At 36.6% G+C, this 24,943-nt stretch carries 25 protein-coding genes; 13 read left to right on the forward strand and 12 right to left on the reverse strand.

Annotated elements, in window-relative coordinates:
• Positions 1 to 8 precede the first annotated feature (8 nt).
• Positions 9 to 437, reverse strand: a complete 429-nt coding sequence (locus AN959_RS12980; protein WP_053591241.1) for an Rrf2 family transcriptional regulator — start codon at positions 435 to 437, stop codon at positions 9 to 11.
• A gap of 164 nt (positions 438 to 601) precedes the next feature.
• Between AN959_RS12980 and AN959_RS12985 the strand changes: the two genes are divergently transcribed.
• Positions 602 to 1,510: a YitT family protein gene (locus AN959_RS12985; protein WP_371256553.1), complete on the forward strand. Its 909-nt coding sequence runs from the start codon at positions 602 to 604 to the stop codon at positions 1,508 to 1,510.
• 170 nt (positions 1,511 to 1,680) lie between these two features.
• On the opposite strand, the gene AN959_RS12990 is transcribed toward AN959_RS12985, so the two are convergent.
• From AN959_RS12990 to AN959_RS13000, 3 genes are all read right to left on the reverse strand, one after another.
• Positions 1,681 to 3,195: an acetyl-CoA hydrolase/transferase family protein gene (locus tag AN959_RS12990; protein WP_172794370.1), complete on the reverse strand. Its 1,515-nt coding sequence runs from the start codon at positions 3,193 to 3,195 to the stop codon at positions 1,681 to 1,683.
• Between the two features lie 227 nt (positions 3,196 to 3,422).
• Positions 3,423 to 4,067, reverse strand: coding sequence for a LytTR family DNA-binding domain-containing protein (locus AN959_RS12995; RefSeq protein WP_056831293.1), 645 nt, complete (start codon positions 4,065 to 4,067; stop codon positions 3,423 to 3,425).
• A 24-nt stretch (positions 4,068 to 4,091) separates the two neighbouring features.
• Positions 4,092 to 5,045, reverse strand: coding sequence for a TRM11 family methyltransferase (locus AN959_RS13000; RefSeq protein ID WP_056831295.1), 954 nt, complete (start codon positions 5,043 to 5,045; stop codon positions 4,092 to 4,094).
• A 132-nt stretch (positions 5,046 to 5,177) separates the two neighbouring features.
• Here AN959_RS13000 and AN959_RS13005 point away from each other — a divergent pair, with 132 nt between their 5' ends.
• Both AN959_RS13005 and AN959_RS13010 read left to right on the forward strand, forming a co-directional pair.
• Positions 5,178 to 6,839, forward strand: coding sequence for an FAD-binding dehydrogenase (locus AN959_RS13005; RefSeq protein WP_056831297.1), 1,662 nt, complete (start codon positions 5,178 to 5,180; stop codon positions 6,837 to 6,839).
• Between the two features lie 109 nt (positions 6,840 to 6,948).
• Positions 6,949 to 7,701, forward strand: coding sequence for an SDR family NAD(P)-dependent oxidoreductase (locus AN959_RS13010; RefSeq protein ID WP_056831299.1), 753 nt, complete (start codon positions 6,949 to 6,951; stop codon positions 7,699 to 7,701).
• Positions 7,702 to 7,780: 79 nt separating this feature from the next.
• Here the strand turns inward: AN959_RS13010 and AN959_RS13015 are convergent, their stop codons facing one another.
• Positions 7,781 to 8,467 (reverse strand): helix-turn-helix transcriptional regulator, encoded by a 687-nt coding sequence (locus tag AN959_RS13015; protein ID WP_056831301.1) that lies wholly within the window; start codon positions 8,465 to 8,467, stop codon positions 7,781 to 7,783.
• Positions 8,468 to 8,566: 99 nt separating this feature from the next.
• Between AN959_RS13015 and AN959_RS13020 the strand changes: the two genes are divergently transcribed.
• The gene (locus AN959_RS13020) at positions 8,567 to 9,190 is read left to right on the forward strand and encodes a flavin reductase family protein (protein ID WP_056831303.1); all 624 of its coding nucleotides are present in this window, start codon (positions 8,567 to 8,569) and stop codon (positions 9,188 to 9,190) included.
• 112 nt (positions 9,191 to 9,302) lie between these two features.
• On the opposite strand, the gene AN959_RS13025 is transcribed toward AN959_RS13020, so the two are convergent.
• The 3 genes from AN959_RS13025 to AN959_RS21360 form a co-directional block, all read right to left on the reverse strand.
• Complete coding sequence (locus tag AN959_RS13025; RefSeq protein WP_056831305.1) at positions 9,303 to 10,229, reverse strand: ketopantoate reductase family protein; 927 nt, start codon at positions 10,227 to 10,229, stop codon at positions 9,303 to 9,305.
• Between the two features lie 13 nt (positions 10,230 to 10,242).
• The gene (locus AN959_RS13030; protein WP_056831307.1) at positions 10,243 to 11,046 is read right to left on the reverse strand and encodes a serine hydrolase; all 804 of its coding nucleotides are present in this window, start codon (positions 11,044 to 11,046) and stop codon (positions 10,243 to 10,245) included.
• A 130-nt stretch (positions 11,047 to 11,176) separates the two neighbouring features.
• Entirely contained in the window at positions 11,177 to 11,353 is a 177-nt protein-coding gene (locus AN959_RS21360; protein ID WP_172794371.1) for a hypothetical protein, read from the reverse strand.
• Positions 11,354 to 11,609: 256 nt separating this feature from the next.
• On the opposite strand from AN959_RS21360, the gene AN959_RS13035 reads away from it, so the two are divergent.
• The 6 genes from AN959_RS13035 to AN959_RS13060 all read left to right on the forward strand — a co-directional run bounded on the left by AN959_RS13035 (position 11,610) and on the right by AN959_RS13060 (position 18,020).
• A complete protein-coding gene (locus tag AN959_RS13035; RefSeq protein WP_056831309.1) occupies positions 11,610 to 12,533 on the forward strand; it encodes a metal ABC transporter solute-binding protein, Zn/Mn family in 924 nt (307 codons plus the stop codon).
• 11 nt (positions 12,534 to 12,544) lie between these two features.
• Positions 12,545 to 13,279: a metal ABC transporter ATP-binding protein gene (locus AN959_RS13040; protein WP_053591230.1), complete on the forward strand. Its 735-nt coding sequence runs from the start codon at positions 12,545 to 12,547 to the stop codon at positions 13,277 to 13,279.
• Between the two features lie 3 nt (positions 13,280 to 13,282).
• Complete coding sequence (locus tag AN959_RS13045) at positions 13,283 to 14,176, forward strand: metal ABC transporter permease (RefSeq protein ID WP_056831311.1); 894 nt, start codon at positions 13,283 to 13,285, stop codon at positions 14,174 to 14,176.
• Positions 14,169 to 15,053 (forward strand): metal ABC transporter permease, encoded by an 885-nt coding sequence (locus AN959_RS13050; protein ID WP_056831313.1) that lies wholly within the window; start codon positions 14,169 to 14,171, stop codon positions 15,051 to 15,053. The genes AN959_RS13045 and AN959_RS13050 overlap by 8 nt, the downstream gene beginning before the upstream one ends.
• A gap of 536 nt (positions 15,054 to 15,589) precedes the next feature.
• Positions 15,590 to 17,515, forward strand: a complete 1,926-nt coding sequence (locus AN959_RS13055; protein ID WP_056831315.1) for a translation factor GTPase family protein — start codon at positions 15,590 to 15,592, stop codon at positions 17,513 to 17,515.
• A 25-nt stretch (positions 17,516 to 17,540) separates the two neighbouring features.
• Positions 17,541 to 18,020 (forward strand): SRPBCC family protein, encoded by a 480-nt coding sequence (locus AN959_RS13060; RefSeq protein WP_056831317.1) that lies wholly within the window; start codon positions 17,541 to 17,543, stop codon positions 18,018 to 18,020.
• Between the two features lie 105 nt (positions 18,021 to 18,125).
• Here the strand turns inward: AN959_RS13060 and AN959_RS13065 are convergent, their stop codons facing one another.
• Together AN959_RS13065 and AN959_RS13070 are read right to left on the reverse strand one after the other, a co-directional pair.
• Positions 18,126 to 18,731, reverse strand: a complete 606-nt coding sequence (locus tag AN959_RS13065) for a hypothetical protein (RefSeq protein ID WP_056831318.1) — start codon at positions 18,729 to 18,731, stop codon at positions 18,126 to 18,128.
• Between the two features lie 23 nt (positions 18,732 to 18,754).
• A complete protein-coding gene (locus AN959_RS13070) occupies positions 18,755 to 19,777 on the reverse strand; it encodes a YeiH family protein (protein ID WP_056831447.1) in 1,023 nt (340 codons plus the stop codon).
• Positions 19,778 to 19,895: 118 nt separating this feature from the next.
• Here AN959_RS13070 and AN959_RS13075 point away from each other — a divergent pair, with 118 nt between their 5' ends.
• Positions 19,896 to 20,804 carry a LysR family transcriptional regulator gene (locus AN959_RS13075; RefSeq protein WP_056831319.1) on the forward strand — a complete coding sequence of 303 codons (909 nt, stop codon included), beginning with the start codon at positions 19,896 to 19,898 and terminating at the stop codon, positions 20,802 to 20,804.
• A gap of 36 nt (positions 20,805 to 20,840) precedes the next feature.
• Here the strand turns inward: AN959_RS13075 and AN959_RS13080 are convergent, their stop codons facing one another.
• Complete coding sequence (locus tag AN959_RS13080) at positions 20,841 to 21,650, reverse strand: SDR family NAD(P)-dependent oxidoreductase (RefSeq protein WP_056831320.1); 810 nt, start codon at positions 21,648 to 21,650, stop codon at positions 20,841 to 20,843.
• Between the two features lie 214 nt (positions 21,651 to 21,864).
• A complete protein-coding gene (locus AN959_RS13085) occupies positions 21,865 to 22,968 on the reverse strand; it encodes a CapA family protein (protein ID WP_082460988.1) in 1,104 nt (367 codons plus the stop codon).
• 141 nt (positions 22,969 to 23,109) lie between these two features.
• Here AN959_RS13085 and AN959_RS13090 point away from each other — a divergent pair, with 141 nt between their 5' ends.
• The gene (locus AN959_RS13090; RefSeq protein ID WP_056831322.1) at positions 23,110 to 23,850 is read left to right on the forward strand and encodes an ABC transporter ATP-binding protein; all 741 of its coding nucleotides are present in this window, start codon (positions 23,110 to 23,112) and stop codon (positions 23,848 to 23,850) included.
• The gene (locus AN959_RS13095; protein WP_056831323.1) at positions 23,828 to 24,928 is read left to right on the forward strand and encodes an ABC transporter permease; all 1,101 of its coding nucleotides are present in this window, start codon (positions 23,828 to 23,830) and stop codon (positions 24,926 to 24,928) included. The genes AN959_RS13090 and AN959_RS13095 overlap by 23 nt, the downstream gene beginning before the upstream one ends.
• The last annotated feature ends 15 nt before the right edge of the window (positions 24,929 to 24,943 follow it).

Consider the following 24,943-nt stretch of genomic DNA (forward strand, 5'->3'; position numbering starts at 1 on the left):
TTGAATGATTATCCAATTTTTTGATTTAACACATTTACAAGCTCTTCCATTGTGACTTCTTTTAACACAGCTTCCATAGCATCTTGTGCACGAAAAAGAATTAATTCGAGTACACCTTGAATATTTGCTCCCACGGGACAATTCGGATTCGGGTTTTCATGCATTTGAAATAATTCTCCCTCATCTACCACGTCTACCGCTCGATACACATCTAATAACGTTATTTCCTGTAACGGTTTTTGAAGGGTTGCTCCACCTAGCCCACGACGAATATCTATGAGTCCTGCATTTTTTAGCTTACCCATAACTCTTCGAATTACTACTGGATTTGTATTTACACTTTCTGCAATCCACTCTGAAGTACAAATAACATTACGATCATAATTTATGAGAGATAGTATATGAACGGCCACTGTAAATCGACTGCTTATTTTCATGTCTTTTCACCTTCCGATGTAACCATCATAATTACATCACTTTGTATTGTCAAGAAATATAATTATTATACCGTTTTCCTCTTTCACTATGTATAAATATTCTATAAAATAAAANTCTATAAAATAAAATATATATGCTATTTTCAGAAAAGAGGAGATTAAAATTGAGTGACATAGCTAAAAGTGCGAATACCGCCGTCAAACCTGGCAAATTCCCACATAAAAGTACCCCTAAAAAGGTTTTGTTTGCACGGATGTTGACGATTGCTTTAGGAGCAATATTAATGTCCATTGGTTTGGAACTATTCTTAGTCCCTAACCAGATTTTAGACGGAGGCGTAGTAGGAGTATCCATCATCTTATCTCATCTTACAGGTGTTCGTTTAGGTATCTTTATATTTATTTTGAACATCCCTTTCTTTTTCCTAGGTTATAAACAAATTGGAAAAACCTTCGCATTGTCAACCTTGTTTGGTATTACGGTCTTATCCATTTGTACTTCTTATTTACATAATATTGATGCTATTACTTCTGATTTATTACTTTCTACTGTGTTTGGTGGAATTGTTTTAGGCATGGGTGTTGGTCTTGTCATTCGTAATGGAGGTTCTTTAGATGGCTCGGAAATACTAGCAATTTTATTTAATAAGGCGACCCCATTTTCTGTTGGTGAAATCATCATGATTATTAACTTAGTCATTTTCGCGATCGCTGGTTTTATTTTTACATGGGAACAGGCAATGTACTCATTTTTAGCTTACTTTATCGCATTTAAAACGATTGATATTGTGATTGAAGGATTAGATGAGTCTAAATCTGTCTATATCATCAGTGACCATATAGAGGATATCGGAGACGCAATAATGGATCGCTTAGGGCGTGGTGTAACCTATTTACATGGAGAAGGCGCATATACAGGAGACAATAAAAAGGTAATTTTCACTGTTGTTACACGACTGGAAGAAGCCAAGCTAAAATCTATTGTAGAAGAATTTGATGAACATGCTTTTCTTGCATTAGGCAATGTTGCTGAAGTTCGCGGTGGAAGATTTAAGAAAAAAGATATTCACTAAGAAAAGCACAAGCGCCTATGAGCGACATAGGAACGACTCATCCTGCGGTGGCTCATGCGTAGCGTGCGGCAAGCGCACATCCGCATTACCCTCTCCAAGTTGCTGAAACACATTTTATAGACTACTATAAAAATAAAACCGATTCCATTATCTTGGAATCGGTTTTTAACTTAAACAATAGAATTTACTTTTTCTAGCATCGTTCCATTTTCCGCTAGGTTCGTATGGAATGAAAACGCTTTTTCCAATACATGAGGGGTTTGTCCACCTCTTGTTAATGCTTCCTCATAATAATATCTTAATTGTTCTTTATACATTGGATGTACACAATTTTCAATTATTAACTTTGCACGTTCTCTAGGTGCTAGTCCTCGAAGATCCGCGTAGCCCTGCTCCGTCACTACTACATCCACATCATGCTCTGTATGATCGACATGGGATGCGAAAGGAACAACACTAGAAATATTGCCACCTTTTGCAGTAGATTTCGTAACAAAAATGGCTATACGTGCATTACGAGCAAAATCTCCAGAACCACCAATACCATTCATCATTTTTGTTCCAGAAACATGCGTAGAGTTTACGTTTCCGTAAATATCAAATTCAAGCGCCGTGTTAATAGCTATTAAACCGAGTCGACGAATGATTTCCGGATGGTTAGTAATTTCCTGTGGTCTCAACACAAGTTGGTTTCGATACTTTTCTAGATTTCCATAAACTTGCTCCATTTTTTCTGCTGACAGTGTGATCGAGCAAGCGGACGCGAAATTGACTTTTCCAGCATCCATTAACTCAAAAACGGAGTCTTGTAGTACTTCCGAATAAACTTGCAGATCCTCAAACTCAGAGTCAATCATTCCATGTAAAACGGCATTTGCAACAGAGCCTATTCCAGCTTGAATTGGTGCCAGTTTTTTTGTAAGTCTACCTACCTTAACCTCTTCACGCAAAAATTCCATTAAATGATTAGCCATTTCTTGTGTTTCTTGATCTGGTGGCACAATAGTAGAGGGTGAATCTTTATGGTTTGTGAACACAATTCCTTTAATTTTTGAAGAATCAAAAGGAATTCCAATTGTCCCAATTCGGTCCTCTGCTTTTTTAAGAGGAATTGGCTCTCTTTTTCCTTGCTCTGCTGGTTCATATAAATCATGTAGTCCTTCTAACAATTCGGAATGCTCCATGTTTATTTCCACAATAATATTTTTTGCTTGTGACACAAATGTTAAGGAGTTACCTACAGAGGTAGTCGGGATAATCATACCGTCGGCAGTGATTGAAACCGCTTCCACAATAGCAAAATCAATTGAAGGCAATACGCTTGAACGTATCATTTCTGCAGTATGAGATAAATGCTGATCAACAAATAAATGATTCGCATTATTAATATTTTTTCTCATCGTCGCATCTGCTTGGAACGGTAAACGCTTATTTATAATACCAGCTTCGGACAGTAATTTATCTAAATCAGAGCCTAACGATGCTCCCGTAAAAATATTTACTTTAAATTTTTCGTTTTTTCCTCGTTCTACTAAAGCAAATGGAACCGCTTTCGCATCACCTGCACGTGTAAATCCGCTTAACCCCAATGTCATCCCATCTTGAATCCATAATGCAGCTTCATCTGCTCCAACTACAAGACTATGTAAACTACTATCTTTAATTCGCTCAAGATTATTTACCACAAATTTCATCTCCTTCGAAAAAATACACTTAAATAAATCTTATCGTGTATTTGTCACAATTTCGAAAAAACTTGTTAAGTTTTATTATTAGATGAATGAAACAGAAAATAACTATACCGAAACAGAACAATTTAAATTTTCATTTTATTTTTTCTTCTTTTTAATTTATTTCAAGCAAAAAAACGCTTGAATAATAGGACAACATCCCCTTATTCAAACGTTTTAATTTAGAATCCTAATAACTTTCGAAAGTAGCTCGAGTAGGATTGACTCACAGAAATTTTTTCTTCATTATCCATCGCTAGCACAAAAGTAGAATGTGTATCTGGATAAATTTCTTTTATATGATGTACATTTACAATAAAAGATCGATGACACCGAATGAACATTTCTCTCGGTAGCCTATATTCAAAGTCTTGCAGAGAACTAGTATGCGTTCCAGATAAATTTTTCGTTACAATGTACGTTTTACGATCTCTCGCCTCTAGATACAATACATCTGAAAAAGGTATAGGAATCCAACCATCTGGCGTTTTTATCGTAATTACAGATTTTCCTTCTGTGAATGAAGGGTATATCGCTAAAACACAGCCTTCCAGTTGCCCTTTAAACTCAAAAGGAACCGCCATTCCATGATAGGGTACACCAAAAACTTCGCGATCAATAAATTCGGAAGCTTTTTGCTTAGTATGTATAGCTTTATATGCAATTGTACCCTCCTTGACAGGGTCTCCTGGGGAAATTTTTAGATCGATTCTTTTGCTTGGTCGATAATAAATATATTTCTCCGTATTAGAAACTGCTATAGAAATTTCATCAGAAAATAACTCCCCAATTACATCTAAAAGCGCCTTAATGGATAGATCTTTCATCCTACCCCCTCCTTCCTCATTACTTTACTGACAGACAACTATTTCACGAGAAAACTGCTGTTTCTTTGTTATACAACGGTCTGTTATTTGAAAGCCCACCGTTTTTAATCGTTCGTCCATGGACTCGATTGTGACGATGACTACCTTTTTTGCAATTCTTCTTGCATGCTTTAAAATCTCAAACTGCTCGTCCCATGATGCATGGGTATATAAATTATAGGGCAAATCAATAATAGCCACATCATAGGTTTCCGTAATATCTTCTATTGCCCCTTTTTGCACATCTCCGGTTAAACCAAAGTATGCGATATTTTCCCTGGAACCAACACAAACGAGAGGGTTTATATCTCTTCCAACAATATCGATACCCATAGATAGTGCTTCTACAAGAACCGTTCCAATTCCACAACAAGGATCAATTGCTCGAATACCTTCTGGGTGAGGAACTGCAATATTTGCAACAGCTCGAGCAACACGAGTGCTTAAAGCTGTAGAATATTCTTTTGGTTTTTTCATATGATGAAACCAGATAGGTTCACTTTTGCAATATAATCCAAAATACCAGCGTCCACCGAATGGGACGATTGCATACAACTGATCGGGATTATGAAGATCAAAGTCACCTTGCATCTCACTACCTATAGCCCGTTCGATTTGAAGACGTTCTTTATTTTCAATTTTATCTTGCCCTTGGCGATCGTTAATTTTTAAAAATATTACTTTGTTTGTTTCTTCTTCCGAACCAAATGCAGAAGCTTGAGCAATGATTTCTTCTACTTCATCACCATCTGCTAGTATATCTAATCTTCCCTTCATAAAAGGACTTCTATTCGGATCAATTTTTATATCACTTTTCAATATTTTTAACTCAGTATCTTTACCAAAAAAAGAGCGCATCTCCAAATGACATAGAGAGCGTTCTGCATCATTGTATGCATATGTATAAATGAATGCCGGTTGTCGGCTAATGTTCGTCAATTTATTCCCTCCAATGTTATTCCTATTATAACACGCATAATCTTATATGCTAAAACTGAATATCTATTCAATTGTAAAAGAAATATAATGACAGTAAGTTTCAGAATTTTATTGAAAATTGGGGGATGGGAAATGAAATTTGATGTGATAGTAATAGGAGCAGGATTAGCTGGCTTAGTTGCAACGGCAGAACTTGCCGATGCCGGAAAAAAGGTTTTACTTCTGGATCAAGAACCAGAAAACTCAATTGGAGGACAGGCTTGGTGGTCTTTCGGTGGGTTATTTTTAGTGAACTCACCAGAGCAAAAAAGACTTGGTATAAAAGATTCAGTTGAATTGGCTTGGCAAGATTGGCTCGGAACTGCTGGGTTTGATAGGGATGACGATGAAGACTTTTGGGCAAAGAAATGGGCAGAAGCTTATGTTCGCTTTGCAGCAGGCGAAAAAAGAGAATGGTTACATAAACAAGGAGTTCGTTTTTTTCCTGTTGTCGGTTGGGCAGAACGCGGCGGATATCTTGCCGAAGGACATGGTAACTCAGTCCCTAGATTCCATATTGTTTGGGGAACAGGTCCAGGAATTGTAAAACCCTTTGAAACTCGCATACGATCAGCTATTACAAAAGGACTTGTAGAATATAAACCCCGCCATCAAGTAGATGAACTAATCATAGAAAACGGGCGAGTTATTGGAACACGTGGATTTGTACTTGTTCCAAGCAATGCAAACCGAGGGGAAGCAACCTCACGTGAGATAATAGGAGATTTTGAATACTTTGCCCACGCAGTAATGGTAACAAGTGGCGGAATAGGTGCTAACCATGAATTAGTTCGTGAAAACTGGCCGGATCGACTTGGTAAACCTCCTAAGAATATGATCTCCGGTGTACCAGAGCATGTAGACGGACGAATGATTGGTATTTCACAAAAGGCCGGTGGACGCCTTGTTAATAAAGACAGAATGTGGCATTACACGGAAGGCATCAAAAATTGGAATCCTATTTGGAAAGACCATGGAATACGAATTCTTCCAGGACCATCTTCTATTTGGCTAGATGCAAAGGGACAACGTTTCCCAGCACCAAACTTCCCTGGCTTCGATACACTTGGAACATTAGAAGCTATTCAAAAAACAGGATTTGATTATTCTTGGTTTATCTTAACAGAAAAGATCATAGAAAAAGAATTTGCACTTTCTGGATCCGAACAGAACCCAGACTTAACCGGAAAAAGTATAAAAGAAGTGTTAAAAAGAGTTCTCCCTGGCCCGACTGCTCCAGTAAAAGCATTTATGGACAAGGGAGAAGATTTCGTCATTGCAAATAATTTAGCAGACCTTGTGAATGGTATGAATAAAATTACAAAATGTAATCTATTAAACTTAGAAATAATTCAAAGACAAATTGAGGCACGAGATCGAGAAATAGAAAATAGATTTACGAAGGATCTTCAAATTACAGCTCTTAGAGGTGCCCGAAATTATATCGGAGATAAGTTAATACGCGTTGCTCCACCCCACAAAATTCTTGATCCGAAAAACGGGCCTTTAATTGCTGTTCGTTTGAATATTGTTACCCGCAAAACGCTTGGTGGTCTTCAAACAGATTTATCTGGTCGAGTTTTAAATGCTTCAGGAAACCCTGTCCCTGGTCTTTATGCAGCAGGTGAAGTTACTGGCTTTGGCGGTGGAGGAGTACATGGCTACCGGTCACTGGAAGGTACTTTTTTAGGTGGGTGTATTTTTACTGGTAGAGAAACTGGCCGTGCAATAGCGAAAGAACTTTATAGTAATTAGTTTCTAATAATTGGATTTTCTTTTCATTTGTAAACGCTATCACTCGATTGTATAATAAATCTGTAATTAAGATATTTTAACGTTAAAATAATTTTAGGAGGCAATACAAATGGCTAGATTAGAAGAAAAAGTTGCAATTATTACAGGTGCTGGATCTGGTATGGGTCGTGAAGAAGCATTATTATTCGCTAGTGAAGGCGCCAAAGTTGTAGCAACAGATATTAACGAAGCAGCAGTTCAAGAAGTAGTAGCAGAGATTAAGGAAGCTGGCGGTGAAGCAATTGCTGTAGCGCATAATGTCACTTCAGAGGAAGATTGGAATAAAGTTTACGAAGAAACGATTAATACATTTGGTAAATTAGATGTTCTAGTAAACAACGCTGGAATTAGCCAACGTCCTACTATGGAAGAGCTAACAATAGAACAATGGGATCAAATTATGAATATTAACGTAAAGAGCATATTTTTAGGCACTAAATTAGGTTTACCTCATTTCCGAGCTAATGGAGGCGGGTCTATCGTGAATATCTCATCAATCGCTGGTTTAAAAGGTAGCTCAGGGGCCGGTGCTTACACTTCTTCAAAAGGAGCAGTTCGCATGTTAACAAAAGCCTGTGCAGTTGACTATGGAAAAGACAATATCCGTGTAAACTCAGTTCACCCTGGCTTCATTGTAACTCCAATGAGTAAAGCGTATATGGAAGACGAAAAAATGAGTCAATGGTTCTTGTCACAAACCGCGCTTCCACGTGTTGGCCAATCTGTAGAAGTTGCAGAAGCTGTACTGTTCTTAGCGTCTGATGCATCTTCATACATCACTGGTGTTGAACTACCTGTTGATGGTGGTGTAACAGCGAAATAATTATTAATACAATATAAACTCTTAAAAAGAGTGCAACAGCCGAACCCTTTTTAACAAGGGATCGGCTGTTTCTAAAAGATTATAAATCAATTGAAAATCTTTCTTTTAGTGCGTTTTTACCTTTAGGCGTTACTTTTATCGCTCGAGTTTTAGGCAAACGTTGAATCCAATTTAAATCTAACAGTTTTTCTAAAAGAGCATTTCCTAATGCTCCAGCAAGATGGTGACGTCTTTCACTCCAATCTAAACATTTATGTGAAAATGAACGACGCTTATTCTTCACTTCTTCCAGATCAATTTGAAAAGCTGTAAAGAACTCCTTTCCCTTTTCGGTAACAGTGAAGCATCTCTCTTCCTCACAAAGAATTCCTTCTCTAATTAAAGCCTGAGTTAACTTTACACCTAATGCCCCTGCCAGATGATCATAACAAGTCCTTGCAGAACGTATTGCTTTATTCTCTAAATCTTGATTTAAGGACTTTACTTTAATTGGAGGAGCTATTGATAATAAGGATTCCATAACCCGAGCAACTTCCTGATTTTGAATTCCATAGTATCGATGTCTTCCATACTTTTCAACAGCGACCACGTTTGCATCGACCATTTTTTTTAAATGAAAACTTGCAGTTTGTGGTTTGACTCCAGCCATATAGGCTAATTCACTTGCAGGATGAAATCTACCATCTAATAATGCTGTTAAGATCGCTGCACGCGAAGCTTCACTTACAAGAGTTGCAACTATTGCTACATTAGGATCTGCATTCAATTTAATTTCCTCCTATGTAATCCATACTTCGATGATAATGGATGTATTTATATTTTACACTAAGTGAGAAAGAACTTTTTAATAGGAGGAAAATTTCAGATGAAAAAAACGATACAGATAATCCCAAAAACCGAAATTATTAAACCAAATATTTTATACTATGGAACACCTGTTATTTTACTAAATACGTGGAATGAGGATGAATCGGTAAATATAAGTCCTATTTCATCCTCATGGGTATTAGGAGATTGTATTGTTCTAGGAATCGGTCTTGGCGGAAAAGCGATTGAAAATTTAGAGCGACACCCTGAATGTGTGATCAATGTACCTAATCCTACAATATGGGAAAACGTCGAAAAATTAGCGCCTTTCACAGGTAAAAATCCTGTTCCAATTAATAAAAAAGAGAATGGATTTACATATGCTAAAGATAAATATAACGTTAGCGAGTTAACTCCTATTGATTCTTTATCGGTAAAACCATCCAGAATTATGGAATGTCCTTTGCAAATAGAAGCAAGTGTTAGAAACATTAGAATTCCTGATTATTCTCCTAACTTTGCAATCGTTGAGACACAAGCTATACATATTCATGCCCATAAAGAGATTATTATTGGAGAGAATCATATCGATCCAAATAAGTGGAGTCCACTTATTTATAATTTCCGTCACTATTTTGGACTAGGAAACGAACTTGGGAAAACCTTTCGATCTGAAACATAAAAATACTGCAATAATCGTGCATATAAAAACCGATTTCTCTTAAAAGGGAAATCGGTTTTCGTTTTCTCTATAACTTTGTCTAGTTATAGAGAGCTAACATAATGCACCTTACTCAATAATTAAAACGACTTTCTAATGTTTTTATTATTTGATACAGCATTTGGTTGACGGGTGTTTCTATGTTAAAACGATGCCCAAGTTCCATCATCTTCTCTGAAAACATCGCTACTTCTGTAAATCTTCTAGCTTCTATATCTTGCAACATAGATGGCTTTCCTTCCTCACTTAAGGAGCTAATAATCGTTTCGAAAAATACATCGATATCCCTTTCTTTTAATGCGATGTTTTGCAGTTGAGCTAGCTGAACAACTTCCATCATTGCTGCTTTCGCCAGCTCTCTTGCATAAGGTATCTTTTGAAACACTCCATAGGTAGCTCCTGTTACTGCTGAAGTTTGATTGATTCCCACATTAATCATGAATTTGTACCAAAGAACTTGCTCCATATTAGCTGGTATATCGTTTGGGATTTGTGCACGTTCAAAGCATTCTCTTATGGCTATTAACTTTTCTGAAATTGTTTCATTCTGTTTTTTACCAAAAGAGATTTTCCCAGGATTAGAACAGAAAATCGACGTTCCTTCTCTTGTTGCATCTATACCATTACTAATTGCGTATACAACCTTATCCTCTCCGTACACCTCTGCAATTTCTTCTTCACTTGTTATGCCATTTAGTAAGGACATAATAACTGTGTTTTTACCTACTTGATTGCGAATATCTTCAATAGCTCTCGGTAAATGGCTATACTTTACAGATACAATAATAAGATCGGCTTCCTCTGTTTTTTCGTTTGGGGTAATATAAGCAAATGGCAGCCTTTCCCCATTTACAAAAATTCCTTCTGATTCGTAACGAGATTTTCTGTCAGAATCCACCAATACACGAACATTTAGGTCACTTACTCGCTGCAATAGATTGCCATAAACACTACCTATTGCTCCTAGTCCTATAATTGTTATATTTTTTATAACAGTCATAACTTTACTCCTTTCAGTTACTTAAATAATTGTATATTGCCTCCCCAATTTCAGAGAGGATTCTCTTGGACACCAAATCATCTTCCTCCTCCGATAAAACAGTAGCTATTAGTTTTCTTTCACCGACAAAAAAGATACCAACATCATGACGAGTACCAGGGATCCAACCTGTTTTATGAGCTAACTCCCAAGCAGTCATTCCATTATTAAAATTGGAATAAGGAGAAGGTAGCTTTTCTGGCAAACAATCTTTTATTTGTTGCTTTTTCATTATATTAATCATTTGTTCACTAGCTTTAGCACTTACTAATTCTCCTATAGCCATCTGTTTTAAGAGCTTAGCTATATCATTAGCGGAAATTTGATTAAAACCTTTTGGATTCGGATTGTTCATCATTAATTTATTGTAAAAAGTACTTTTCTCCATCCCTACTTCATTCATCGACTGCACAACACTATCAATTCCAACAAGGTCTATCAGTATATTCGTTGCTGTATTATCGCTTTGAATGATCATTAGCATCATTATATCTTGAATGGAAAGTGCTGTACCCGTCGTAAAGTGTTGAAGAATTCCGGAACCACCTACATAGTCTTCTTCTTTTAGAACAATTTGATCTGAAAGAGAAAATTCCCTACGTTCAACAGCGTTAAAAACTGCGGCCATTATAGGAACTTTTATAACACTTGCTGCGTAAAAGAGCTCATCTCCATTTAGTTCCCATTTTTCTCCTAAGCTCAAATCCTCTAAAACAATAGCCCATGTACCTTTTGACTGGTCAATCAAATCTTGGATTCTACTAACAAGTGTTTTCACTCTATCTCTCCTTATCCTATTTTCTCTTTTTATTATAGACTATTGTAGTCTAAAAATAGGATATATTTTGAATAGTTCATATATCAAAATAAAAACGCGCCGAATTAACACACTCGGCACGCTTTTGTCGTCATAACTCTTGATAATCCCTTTGATATTTCCCTCCATCTTTTACCTCTGAATGATACAAAGCTTTTAAAGCAAAACTTTTTTCTAAGTCATGCTCTTTCATGACCTCTTTCAAACGTTTTGAAAGCTCCGTACTATGTTTCACCAACTGCTCCATCTTTGATTTAGAATACTGCATAGTTGTTACCTCCTCACCCTACTTCAATTGTCCCTTCAGTATAGCACTATAAAAAAATTTCAGTACAAATTTTAGATGGCACCTTTTTTATTCAATTAACATAAAGTACTTTGACAAAATAAAAATCAAATGTTAACCTATTGAATAAAAGTTTCCTTAAGGAAAAATATTAGTTCGAATGAAAATATTAAATTTTTTTATTCTAAAAGTTTCCTTAAGGAAATAAATTGGAGTAAAGGAAAGAGGAGTGGTTATTTTGAAAAAGTGGATATTAATAATTTTTTCTGCTGTTTTATTTATTGCCGGATGCAGCAACAAAAGCAATGACAACATAGGAAATGAGCAAAAGCCCTTGGTCGTTACGACTACAGGTCAAATTGCAGATGCTGTAAGGGAAATAGCAGGAGATCACGTCATAGTAAAGTCGTTGATGGGTCCTGGAGTCGACCCCCATCTTTACAAGGCAACACAAGGTGACTTACAAACCTTAGAAGAAGCCGACATCATTTTTTATAACGGTTTAGAACTAGAAGGGAAAATGAGCGATATTTTTGAAAAAATGAAAGAAGAAAAAACTGTTCATGCAATTGGAGATGCTATTCCGAAGAACCAAATTTTACGTAACGAACTACATCCTGAACTCTCTGACCCACATATTTGGTTCGATATTGAAGTTTGGCAACAAGCAGTTAAAGAGGTTACTAAAACTCTTGTTGCAGAAATACCCGATAACCAAGATGAATTTTTAAAAAATGAAGAAGTATACTTCCAAAAATTAAACGATTTATCTAAATGGTCTGACCAACGTATTAGTGAAATCCCTAAAGAACAACGAGTGCTTGTTACTGCCCATGATGCATTTAACTATTTTGGAAGAAGTCATGGAATGGAAGTAAGAGGTTTACAGGGCTTGAGCACTGATTCTGAATATGGCTTGAAGGATATTCAAAACATTGTAGATTTTCTTGTTGATCAAAATATTAAAGCCGTTTTTATCGAATCAAGTGTTTCTGACAAAGCAATGAAAGCAGTTATTGAAGGGGCAAAGGAAAAAGGTCACTCCATACAAATTGGTGGCGAGCTTTTCTCTGATGCAATGGGTGCTGAAGGAACCGAAGAAGGTACTTATATTGGAATGTACAAACATAATGTCAATACGATTGTCGATTCCCTAAAATAGGAGTGAGCAAAATGAACGCATTACAAGTAAATAATTTATCGGTAGCCTATGAAGAGAAAATTGTATTAAAAGATGTAAATTTAAAGATTCCAATTGGTCGACTAACTGGCATTATTGGACCAAATGGTGCTGGAAAATCAACACTTATCAAGGCTATATTAAACCAATTACCAAATAAAAAAGGTTCTGTTCATATTTTAGAACGTGCCCTAAATCCGAAGGAACTTATAGTTGGATATGTACCACAAAGAAATGCTGTTGACTGGGATTTTCCAACCACTGCATTAGACGTAGTATTAATGGGGCGCTACGGACATATTGGTATGATCAGAAAACCCTCTTCAAAAGATAAGAGAATTGCGATCGACTGCCTAAAAAACGTTGGGATGGATTCATTTGCTGATAGATCAATCGGTCAACTATCCGGAGGACAGCAGCAACGTGTATTTTTAGCTCGTGCACTAGCCCAACAAGCGGATGTTTACTTTATGGATGAACCATTTGTAGGGGTTGATGCTGCAACAGAGCGAACAATAATAGCTATTTTAAAAGATTTAAAATCTCAAGGGAAATCCGTATTTGTTGTTCATCATGACCTGCAAACAGCTCCTGACTACTTTGACTGGATTGTTTTATTAAATCAAACACTTGTTGCATCAGGTCCAACAGAACAAACTTTTACAAAAGAGAATTTGCAGGATGCCTATGGTGGAAAATTGTTTTTTATGGATCAGAGAGGTGATTAAACAATGATAACCGGAAACTTACTTTGGGTACTTGCAGGAGCCATTTTACTTGGAATTGCAGCTGGTTTAAATGGAACCTTCGCCTTTCTTCAAAAACAAAGTTTAGTTGGTGATGCAGCAGCGCATGCGGCACTTCCTGGAATCGCTATCGCCTATTTGATTCTTCAACAAAAGGATTTACCTATTCTTATGTTAGGTGCCGCTATTACTTCTGCAATAGCTGTTTATACGATTCAATGGATTGTAAGTCAATCCAAGTTAAAAGCAGATGCTGCTATAGGGCTTGTACTATCTGTGTTTTTTGGTATTGGTATTGTGCTAATTACACTTGTAAATCAGAGCGGTGCCGGGAACCAAAGTGGATTGAATGATTTTATTTTTGGAAAGGCTGCAACGCTGGCAAAAAGTGATTTAATATGGTTGTCTGGAAGTGCCATGTTAATCATATTCATGTGCTTGTTATTCTTTAAAGAATGGAAGTTAATGATTTTTGATCCTGTGTTTGCAAAGGGTATCGGCTTGCCTGTTGAACGTTTACGAATTTTACTAACAGCACTCACTGTGCTAACTATTGTGACTGGTATACAAGCCGTTGGAGTCATTCTAATGGCAGCAATGCTCATTATACCTGCTGCCGCTGCTAGATTTTGGTCTAGTCATCTAGGAATTATCCTCGTGACAAGCGCTTTCTTTGGTGCTCTATCAGGTGCATTAGGAACATTGATCAGCTCTTTGCGAACAGGTTTATCGACTGGCCCAATCATTGTTTTAAGTGCTTCCCTTCTATTTTTAATTTCTTATTTTTTCGCACCAACAAGAGGACTACTCTCTAAATCCCGTAAAAAGAAAGCATTTAAACAACCTACAATAGCTCGGGAGGCGATGGAAAATGAATGAGTTTTGGGTGCTACTAACAGGAGCAATGGTTGGTATTACATGTGGATTAACGGGTGTTTTTTTAATCTTACGCAAAACTGCCATGATTGCAGACGCTATTAGCCACACAGTGTTATTTGGCATTGTGGTTGCATTTATGATCACTCAATCACTAAATGGATTTTGGATGCTGCTCGGTGCAGCCATTGCAGGTCTACTAACCACTTATCTCGTGCAAGTTCTACAATCTGGAGGATTACAAGAAGATGCTGCAATAGGGGTCGTATTTACATCTTTATTTGCATTAGGGGTTTTGTTTATAACCTTGTTTGCTGGAAACGTCCACTTAGATGTGGAACACGTATTAATGGGAGAAATTGCATTTGTTCCATGGGATACTTGGAGCATATTAGGTTTTACAATGCCTAAAGCTGTCTGGATGCTATCTATTGTACTTGTATTAAATGTATTATTTCTCGTACTTTTTTACAAAGAGATTAAACTTTCAACATTTGATCCAGTTTTCGCTTTGTCTATCGGCCTACCGATTATCGTCATGCATTATTCTTACATGACGCTCGTTTCCTTAACCACCGTAGCAGCTTTTGATAGCGTTGGGGCAGTTCTTGTTGTAGCAATGCTAATTGGACCTGCTGCGACTGCCTATTTGATAAGTAAAAGTGTTCGGTCCATGATTTTTTGGAGCATGACTTTTGGAGTTACCGCAGCAATAACAGGCTACTATCTTGCAAAATTATGGAACACATCTATTGCAGGAATGATGGCGGCAATGATAGGCATAATATTTATGCTTGTGTTCTTATTCATGCCACATGATGGAATTGTATGGAAAATGATTACCCGTTTGAAGCTGGATGCTTCTAAAAGTGTCTTATAAGAAAAGCGCAACCGCGCCAATAAAGACCTGTTTCAAACGTTTCCAGAGTGCTTTAGACAGACTTTGGCTACATCATTACAGTGTGAATTTTTGGAGGGGAGGGTCGTGACTAGCGTCACGATCCCTCCCCTCTTTTTTGGTAATCCTGTGGCAGTCGTCTATCCGCCGCCCTCCTGCAAACTCTTGGAAACTTGGTACCACTGTTTTGAATAATTATAGAGTAGATACTTTCCTATTCGAATTGTAAGCTCCCGAAGATGGAATTTCGGGAGCTTCTTGATACTCTATAAGTTAGATTCTTAATTATTTATAGCGTAACTGTCTCTTATAAGGGATGTCTCCAAGGTATGTGTCCCATGCACGCAAAGAATAAGAACTGTAAAGGTTAGGAAGCGACTCATCCTTCTTGTTCGGAGCGTGTGGCAAGCGCACATCCGTGTTCAATTAGTTGCAAATAACACAACGTGACCCTCAGCTCTTTCCTAAATCGTTTGCTATAATATAAGCATTCATTAGAAATGAACTGAGGTGACACTATGCATAAAACCATTGGAATTCTTGCACACGTGGATGCCGGGAAAACAACTTTTTCTGAGCAACTGCTTTATCATACGAAGACAATTAGACAAAGAGGTCGTGTCGATCATCAAGATTCCTTCCTCGACAGTCATTCTATAGAAAAAAATAGAGGAATTACTATTTTTGCAGATCAAGGTATCTTTTCCTATAATGATTCTACTTATTACATCATTGATACTCCAGGGCATGTCGACTTCTCCCCTGAAATGGAGCGGGCTATACAAGTAATGGACTATGCAATAATCTTAATTAGTGCAGTGGATGGAGTAGAAGGTCATACCGAAACAGTTTGGCAGCTACTTCGTAAACACCAAGTGCCTACCTTTTTCTTTGTAAACAAAACAGACTATGAAGGAACAGATTCGGCAAGTGTTTTAGAGGAGATACGCGCTAACTTATCTGGAGATGTTTGTAACTTAACAACTTTATTTGATGAAGAGTTAATAGAATTTATCGCAGAGCGCGATGAAGAGCTTTTAGATAAATACATGGACACTGGTTTCGAGCAAGAACTATGGTTAAACAAAATGAAAACAATGATTAAAGAAAATAAAATCTTTGCATGTGCTAGCGGTTCTGCATTAAAGGACATAGGGGTTTTCGAATTTTTGGATAAGCTCGATGTATTAACAGAGACTTCTTATAACTCGCTAAAAAATTTTGAGGCTAAAGTATATAAAATTCGCCATGATGAAAGTGGAAACAGAGTCACTTTCTTAAAACTATTAAGTGGAAAACTAAAAGTACGAGATGAAGTGAAATATGGGCAAAAAACAGAAAAGATAACTCAAATTAGAGTGTACAGTGGAAATAAGTTTCAAACGGTTGATCAAGCAACCGCTGGTGAACTAGTTGCTGTAACCGGATTAACAACCGCTTCGATTGGAGATGGAATTGGAGATAACCAGGAGAAAGTAACATTTGATATGGTTCCAACACTGAAATCCAAAGTTCTATTTGATTCGTCTATCCATGTCAAAGAGGTATTGCGTTCCTTTAAGTTATTAGACACAGAGGATCCCTCTTTACGAGTTTATTGGGATGAACACTTCCAGGAGATTCACGTACATGTTATGGGGGTAATTCAGCTGGAAGTACTCGAACAAATCGTCCAAGAACGTTTTCATTTTCAAGTTTCTTTTGGGGAACCTAGAATTCTTTACAAAGAAACTATTAACGCCCCTGTACGAGGTTATGGACACTTTGAGCCGTTAAAACATTACGCAGAGGTCCATCTATTAATCGAACCTACAACACGAAATAGAGGCGTTTCTTTTGATAATGTATGCCATGCAAATGATTTATCCATCGGTAATCAAAATCTTGTAAAACATCATCTATTGGAACGTCATCATCATGGGTTATTAACAGGTTCCGCATTAACGGACGTTAAAATAACTTTGCTTACTGGCCGTGGACATAATGAACATACTCATGGCGGAGACTTCAGAGAAGCGACATACCGAGCACTTCGTCAAGGTTTAGAAAAAGCAGAAAATGTCCTTCTTGAACCATTTTATGACTATAAAATAAAAGTCGATATGGATCTGATTGGTCGTGTATTGTCGGATATTCAACAAGCTCACGGAACTTTTGAATCTCCCGAGAATACTGGAGACAAAGTAATTATTAAAGGTCGAGTACCTGTGGCCACGTTTATGAATTATAGTACGACCTTCGCTTCTTTTACACATGGGAAAGGAACGCTTAGCTTACTATTTGGGGGATATGATCGTTGTCATAATACTGAAGAAGTAATTAATAGTATTGGTTATAATAAAGATGCAGATCCGGAATATACTTCGACTTCTATTTTCTGTGCGAAGGGGACAGGATATAAAGTGCCATGGTATGAAGCTGAACAAGCTATGCACTGTTTATAATTTATAACCTAAGGAGGAACTAACGATGATTGCAACTATTCAAAAGGAAAAAGAAATCTATACCGCACGTTATGATCGTCATTTCCACCATTCAGTAAAAGATGTTTGGTCTATGCTCACTAACAATGAGAAGTTACAAAAATGGTTCTCGGAACTAGAAGTAGTGGATTTACGTAAAGGTGGTTTGATTAAGTTTGATATGCAAGACGGTACCTATATCGACATGAAGATTTTAGATTATGAACAATTTAAGGTTTTAGCTTTTGAATGGGATGCGGATATCGCAAGATTTGAATTATCACCAGAATCAGAAGGATGCCATTTAGTTTTTACAGAAACACTCTCCTCCTTTACAGAGCAAACAATAAAAGATTTAGCAGGTTGGCATGTTTGTCTAGATGTCATTGAAGCCTTATTAGATGGTAATACAATCGACTCAAGAGAAAATGAATGGAAAGAATGGTATGTGAAATATAAAGAACTTCTAGGTGAACGGATAAAATAATTGTCTACCGAATTCCGAAGCTCACCGCTCGCTTTCCTGCAGTAGTCGAGCGGACGCTTCCTTTTACACCAGTATGAAAGAAATCCTCATTCTATTAAGGAACTTTTATTCAAATCGAAAAATTACAAATCGCTCGTTGCTATTTTGCTCGTATAATGCAGGAACCTTTATTTCTTTATGAAGCTTAAACGGGGTTTGTGTTTCAAGATATTGTATGTATTCCGCAGTAGGATAATATAAAATAATATCTACTGCTCGAGGGGAATTTTCCACGGACAGAAGTATATTTCGAGTCACCTTTTGAAAAATTTGTATGGAAAAAGGATTGAAAAAATAAAAAAGATTTTCTTCCTTATCTACATTGTATTCCTCTGCTAGGATGCGTTCAAATCGGATGTAAGCTCTTGAATGCTTCGCCCGATCCATATACCGTGTTAAGTTTTCCATCGCCTCTTGATATAGTTGTCCACTCATCTCCACCCCAGTTGCGGACACATGAAGATGGTGGTGAACGTAAAAAGGAAAACGCCCTTTCCCACAGCCAAAATCTACAAATTTATCAGATGACTTACATGTATATTCATCAAAAAATGCCTCTAGAGCGACATATGGAGTTGCTTCATAACGATTATAATGAGCAGATTGATGCTGCCATTCACGAATTCCTTCTGTTTTTATGCGCAATAAACGATCATGATCCTGTTCCCTCATCTGCTATCTCCTTTCCTTGTTGACTACACATTAAGATGAAATACATAAACAAGCACATAGCCTAAAATAGATAATAAAATGGAACCTATGAGACCAGCAGCAAAAGGCCTTACTCCTAATTTTCTAAATGTTTTTATGTCTATATTCAACCCTAAACCTGCCATTGCCATCGCAATAAGTAGATAGGCCATTAAGACAAAAATGCTTGCAATTTGTTCTGGAAAAATCCCTAAAGTGTGAATGCCACTCATACCTAAAAATCCTATGATAAACCAAGGTATACTTGACATGGAAAACTTTCTTTTTGACTGATTCTTTTCACCTCTTTGTACGAAAAAACCTATACATAAAGCAATCGGGACTAAAAGTGCGACTCTCGTCAGTTTCACAATAACAGCTAAATCGACCGCATTATTACCACCCGGCTCTGCCGCAGCAATTACATGGGCAATCTCATGTAACGTACCTCCAGTAAACACTCCGTATCCTTTTGAAGTTAAGTCCATAATTGGATAAAGAAAAGTATACACCAATGTAAATAGCGTCCCAAGTATTGCAATTGTCGCAACCCCTATGGCAGTTTCATCGTCATTCGCTTTCACTTGTGGCGCGATCGCAACAATAGCAGCCGCTCCACAAATCGCAGTTCCACAAGCTGTTAGCAAACCTAGTTTCTTGTCGACTCCAAACAAACGCGATAATCCATACACTACAAATAAAGCAAATAGAATATTGATGAGTGCCAGGAAGAAGACATTAAATCCAGCATGATAAATATCTGCTAAGTTAAGCCGCATTCCTAAAAAAATTATACCCACCCTCAGTAATTTTTTACTTGAAAAGGAAATACCGTGTTGGTACTGTTGCGATACTCCAATTGTAGCACTCCAAATCATCCCTATTATTATGGCTATTACTAATTGCCCCATAATCGATAGAAATGGGATGCTAGAAAATAATTTAGCTACCATTGCGATGATTAACGTAATACCAATTCCAATAAAAAATGCTTTATTAATTTTAATACTTTTAGCTTCTCTATCCATATTCATTAAACTCGCTTCCTCTCTTCCTGTATGTTTACTTTACGTAGTTTTTTATTATTAGTAAAATACATATACATAATAGATTGCATTAATATTTTTAATGATTGGGAGTGAGAAATTGTATTATGATGCCCTAAAAACATTTGTAACACTAGTGGAAGTTAAAAATTTCACAAAAGCAGCACAGCTCCTTCATATATCTCAGCCAAGCGTTAGCGTACATATAAAAAATTTAGAAACAGAGTTTAACACCGAGCTACTAATTCGTTCTCCAAAATTAATAAAGATCACTCCTTCAGGAGAGATTTTATATGAGCGTGCGAAACAAATACTCTCCATGTATGAGCAAACTCAAAAGGATATTTTAGACTATCAAGAGGACATTAAAGGAAAGCTTGTTATTGGTGCAAGTTTTACAATTGGCGAATATATTCTTCCCTCTATCCTTCTAGCGCTTCACTCAAAGTACCCAAACCTGGAGCTAGAAGTATTTATCGGAAACACAGAAGAAATTGTACAGTCTGTTCGACTACTTACTGCGGATATTGGTTTAATAGAAGGTCAAACAAATGAAAAGGAGTTGCAAGTGGAAGCTTTTATGGAGGACGAGTTATTTATAATAGGTTCTTCAGAAAATGAGTTAGCTTCAAAGGATTCCGTGAGTATAGCCGACTTACAAAACCAAACTTGGTTTATGAGAGAGGAAGGTTCAGGAACACGTGAATATTTAAAACATGTCCTACGTTCCAATGGCTTAAAGGTAAAGTCCATTCTCACTATTAGTAGTAATCAAGGTATTAAAGAGACGATTATCCATAGTCGACAAGAAGGGTTATCCCTTCTATCCATTCACGCAATAAAGAGAGATATACAACATCATCACCTTTCCATCATACCTCTTGACCAACGACCTTTTACACGAATGTTTTCTTGTATATGCTCTCCTGTCATGGAAAATAAACGACATGTTCTAGCGTTTAAAGAAACACTACTGGAAAATCGAAAAGGAGCACCATTCCATAAATAAAACTCAGACATGCAAGCACATCTGAGTTTTTAGGATTTAATTAGATTGCGCCTTACTTACAAATTCCTTGAAATCTGCAATACTTGGATTTGCCATGTAATGGCCACCCTCCACTTGAATTGTTTGTCCTGTGATAAATTTTGACTCATCTGAAGCTAGAAACAATACTGTATACCCAATATCATTAGCTTCTCCATGGTATGGAAGTGCATTAAACTTTTCGAAAATATCTAATACAGCTTCTGGCATATTACTCTCAGCCGCTGGAGTTAAAATGAGACCAGGAGCTACTCCATTACACCGGATATTATCCTTCCCGTATTGTGCAGCTATATATTTTGTTAGATTTACAACAGCTGCCTTGGAAGCCCCATATGCAGAACGAACAGAGTCACCTACAAATGCCGCCATAGAGGCTGTATTAATAATTGAGCCACCACCTGCTTTAACCATATGTGGAATAGCGAAACGGCAACCTAAAAGTACACTTTTTGTATTTACGTTCATTAGTCGATCCCATTCATCTAAATCGATATTAACTACATCTAAATCCTTTTGAAGATTGGTCAGACCAACATTATTGTATAAAACTGTTATAGTTCCATAATGTTCTACTGTAAAATCAACTGCTTCTTTAATAGAAACCTCTTTCGAAGCATCTAAAAAAATACCAACTGCTTCGCCACCTTGACTTTTAATATTCTCGGCTGCTTTTTTTGCACCCTCGACATTAAAATCGGCAATAACTACTTTAGCACCTTCTTTAGCTAATAATGTTGCTGCTGATAGACCAATACCGGATGCACCACCCGTTACTAACGCAACTTTGTCTTGTACACGCCCCATCATCGTCACTCCATTTCCGTTATAAAAGATTTATCTTAGTTTAGTAGCTCCGCCGTCCAGCCTTATTTTTTGATCAGAAATATACCTTCTTTTACGCGCACAGATGCTATTCCTTTTCCTATCCCTGGTGTTCGACTTTTGGTTTATTTATTAATTACCCTCCTCCATTATTTTATTTTAACACTAAAATATTTATCGCTATAACATTTTGCATTTAATCTTTAAAATTAAATAGATGCTCTTGAACCCATTCATCGGTTTGGTTGACTTTAGATTCTACCTCTTCAAGTGGATATACTTTATAGGGATTTTCTTTTATAACTGCAGTAGCTATAAAGGAAGGATCCTCCAATTTCAGCACTTCTTTTCCGTTGATGGTTTTCTTCAATACACTAACCTTTGCAATTCCCCCAATATTTGTAAAATCAAAACTTTGAGCAGAAAAGAAATTTCCTAAAGAATAAAAAACATGCGTAGTGTGACCGTCTTTCGTAGCAATTTCTTCATATGGCTGAATAACATGAGGATGATGTCCGAAAATAATATCAGCTCCCGCTTCTGCCATGGCATGCGCAAGTTGCTTTTGCTGATCATTAGCTTCAAGTTCATACTCCGATCCCCAATGAATACTTACAATAACAAAGTCGACTTTATCTTTTAGAACTTGGATCTCTTTTATAATACGATCAGCATCTATTGTATTAACTAAATAATCTTTACCAGTTGGTGTATTGTAGCCATTCATACCATATGTATAATTGAGAAGACCAAAATGGATATTTTCTACTTCTAAAATACGGTCAGTCTGTAAATCCTCTATAGTTTCATATGCACCCATATAGGGCATGCTGTATTTTTTCATATGACGTATAGCAGATAAAACACCTGCTTCCCCTTGATCTAGCGTATGATTATTGGCCATTGATATCATATCAACTCCCACCTCTTTCAAATCTCTAATAATATGTGTTGGACTTGAGAAATTAGGATAACCTGATAATCCAAACTCAGGACCTGCGGGAATCGATTCTTGATTAGCCAATAATAAATCTAGGGATTCCAATTTTTCTCTTACTGGCTCAAATGAAGGTAGAAAACTAGCGTAATTATATAAAGGAAGATGCAATAAAATATCTCCAATCATACCAATCTCCATTCTTTTTTCTTCATAATCCACGTAAAATGTCGAAAATTGTTTCCCGTGGAACTCTTTATCGAATGGTTCTGTAATTTGCATATTAAAATACGATAAGACCGAAACAAATAATAATAAAAATGAAACTAGAATTTTAATGTTCATCACCTCTCTTTCAATCATTTACTGTATTCATAATCGTTATACAAATCTTTTTTATATATTTATTCGTGTATTCGATACATATGCTATTGAAGTTGAAATAGTTATGCCTATAATGAAAGTGAGTGATTACTCACTTTCAAATTTAAAGGGGGTTTATAAATGTCATCCACCATTCTTTTGAATCAAGTTAGTAAAAGTTTTGGAAAGAAAACAGTTTTAAATAAAGTAAGTATTTCCGTTCATTCTGGAGAAATATTTGGTTTAATCGGACCATCTGGTTCAGGAAAAACTACTTTAGTCAAAATGATTGTTGGTATGGACCAACCTACCAATGGGGAAATACATGTATTGGATACACCAGTTCCTCATTTATACCTATCCCAGAAAATTGGCTATATGGCTCAATCAGATGCTTTATACAATGACTTAACAGGTCGAGAAAACCTATCCTTTTTTGCATCTCTTTACAAATTGAACAAGAAAATTCAAAAGGAACGTATTGCTTACGCAGCCGATTTAGTTGGTCTTACTTCCCATTTATCTAAAAGAGTTCAGAATTATTCAGGTGGTATGAAGCGAAGATTATCTTTAGCCATTGCATTAATACACGATCCAGAACTATTAATATTAGATGAGCCGACCGTCGGAATCGATCCTAAGCTTAGAAAGTCCATTTGGGAGGAGATTAACCGTTTAAAAATGGAAGGTAAAACAATTTTAATAACTACACATGTGATGGATGAAGCAGAAAAATGCGACAAACTGGCCATGGTTAGAGATGGGGAAATAATTTCGAGTGGTTCTCCATTAGAACTTAAAAACCAATACCAAATTAGTAGTCTTGAAGAGGTATTTTTACTAGCTGGAGGTGAAAAAGATGAGAACAATCGCCTTAATTAAAAGAATTTGTATCCAAATGGTACGAGATAAACGAACACTCGCTTTGATGATGATTGCGCCTCTAGTCATTTTAACTTTGCTTCATTATTTACTATCTGCTGATACAACAGTTCCTCGCCTAGGAGTACATGGTGCAGAAGAAGCTTTAATAGAACAATTAAAAGGCAAAGAAATTGTAGTTATACCATATGAAAATCTAAAAAATACGGAACAAGTTATAAAAAAAGATCAATTAGATGGAGTTCTTCAAATAGAAGAGGATAAACTGAGTTTAACACTTACTAACGATGAGCCTTCTACATCGAAGGTGTTACAATCAAAAGTCATGCAAGCCATCTCCAGTGAAAATGCAAAGAAGCAAGCAACTAATTTAACCAAAGTGTTTGCAGATATTCAAGATAAACTGCCGAATGTTCAAGTGAACCAACTAAGTACCCCAGAAATCAATACTTATTATATTTACGGAAATAGCGAAACAACCTTTTTTGATCAGTTAAGTCCTATTCTTGTTGGCTTCTTTGTATTCTTTTTCGTCTTTCTCATTTCAGGAATAGGATTATTGCGGGAACGAACAACAGGCACGTTGGAGCGTTTATTAGCGACTCCAATCCAAAGAAGGGATATCGTTTTTGGTTATTTAATTGGTTACGGACTCTTTGCCATCATTCAAACCCTTATCGTTGTTTTTTATGCAGTAAAGGTTTTAGATATTTTAATCGTTGGTTCTCTTTGGAATGTTGTTCTCATTAATCTATCTCTTGCACTAGTTGCATTGTTACTTGGAATTCTCTTATCGGCTTTTGCAAACTCTGAGTTTCAAATGATGCAATTTATACCAATTGCGATCGTTCCACAAGTATTCTTCGCAGGCATTCTCCCTATAGAGGGAATGGCAGAATGGATGCAAATTATTGCGAAATTTATGCCGATGTACTATGGTGGAAATGCATTAGTAGACGTTATGTATAAGGGATTCGGAATAGATAGTATTAAAAATGAACTCTTTATTTTATTAGGGTTTGCACTGATTTTTGTTATTTTAAATATATTAGCCTTAAAGAAATATCGAAAAATCTAGATTGTTACTGGAAAG

Source organism: Psychrobacillus sp. FJAT-21963 (assembly GCF_001420585.1).
Classification (GTDB): Bacteria; Bacillota; Bacilli; order Bacillales_A; family Planococcaceae; genus Psychrobacillus.

Bases quoted from the DNA above. Each gene is read 5' to 3' on its own strand.
- AN959_RS12980 (WP_053591241.1), bottom strand. From the start codon at position 437: ATGAAAATAAGCAGTCGATTTACAGTGGCCGTTCATATACTATCTCTC.
- AN959_RS12995 (WP_056831293.1), bottom strand. From the start codon at position 4,067: ATGAAAGATCTATCCATTAAGGCGCTTTTAGATGTAATTGGGGAGTTA.
- AN959_RS13005 (WP_056831297.1), top strand. From the start codon at position 5,178: ATGAAATTTGATGTGATAGTAATAGGAGCAGGATTAGCTGGCTTAGTT.
- AN959_RS13010 (WP_056831299.1), top strand. From the start codon at position 6,949: ATGGCTAGATTAGAAGAAAAAGTTGCAATTATTACAGGTGCTGGATCT.
- AN959_RS13020 (WP_056831303.1), top strand. From the start codon at position 8,567: ATGAAAAAAACGATACAGATAATCCCAAAAACCGAAATTATTAAACCA.
- AN959_RS13025 (WP_056831305.1), bottom strand. From the start codon at position 10,229: ATGACTGTTATAAAAAATATAACAATTATAGGACTAGGAGCAATAGGT.
- AN959_RS21360 (WP_172794371.1), bottom strand. From the start codon at position 11,353: ATGCAGTATTCTAAATCAAAGATGGAGCAGTTGGTGAAACATAGTACG.
- AN959_RS13040 (WP_053591230.1), top strand. From the start codon at position 12,545: ATGAACGCATTACAAGTAAATAATTTATCGGTAGCCTATGAAGAGAAA.
- AN959_RS13045 (WP_056831311.1), top strand. From the start codon at position 13,283: ATGATAACCGGAAACTTACTTTGGGTACTTGCAGGAGCCATTTTACTT.
- AN959_RS13050 (WP_056831313.1), top strand. From the start codon at position 14,169: ATGAATGAGTTTTGGGTGCTACTAACAGGAGCAATGGTTGGTATTACA.
- AN959_RS13055 (WP_056831315.1), top strand. From the start codon at position 15,590: ATGCATAAAACCATTGGAATTCTTGCACACGTGGATGCCGGGAAAACA.
- AN959_RS13060 (WP_056831317.1), top strand. From the start codon at position 17,541: ATGATTGCAACTATTCAAAAGGAAAAAGAAATCTATACCGCACGTTAT.
- AN959_RS13065 (WP_056831318.1), bottom strand. From the start codon at position 18,731: ATGAGGGAACAGGATCATGATCGTTTATTGCGCATAAAAACAGAAGGA.
- AN959_RS13070 (WP_056831447.1), bottom strand. From the start codon at position 19,777: ATGGATAGAGAAGCTAAAAGTATTAAAATTAATAAAGCATTTTTTATT.
- AN959_RS13080 (WP_056831320.1), bottom strand. From the start codon at position 21,650: ATGGGGCGTGTACAAGACAAAGTTGCGTTAGTAACGGGTGGTGCATCC.
- AN959_RS13085 (WP_082460988.1), bottom strand. From the start codon at position 22,968: ATGATTGAAAGAGAGGTGATGAACATTAAAATTCTAGTTTCATTTTTA.
- AN959_RS13090 (WP_056831322.1), top strand. From the start codon at position 23,110: ATGTCATCCACCATTCTTTTGAATCAAGTTAGTAAAAGTTTTGGAAAG.
- AN959_RS13095 (WP_056831323.1), top strand. From the start codon at position 23,828: ATGAGAACAATCGCCTTAATTAAAAGAATTTGTATCCAAATGGTACGA.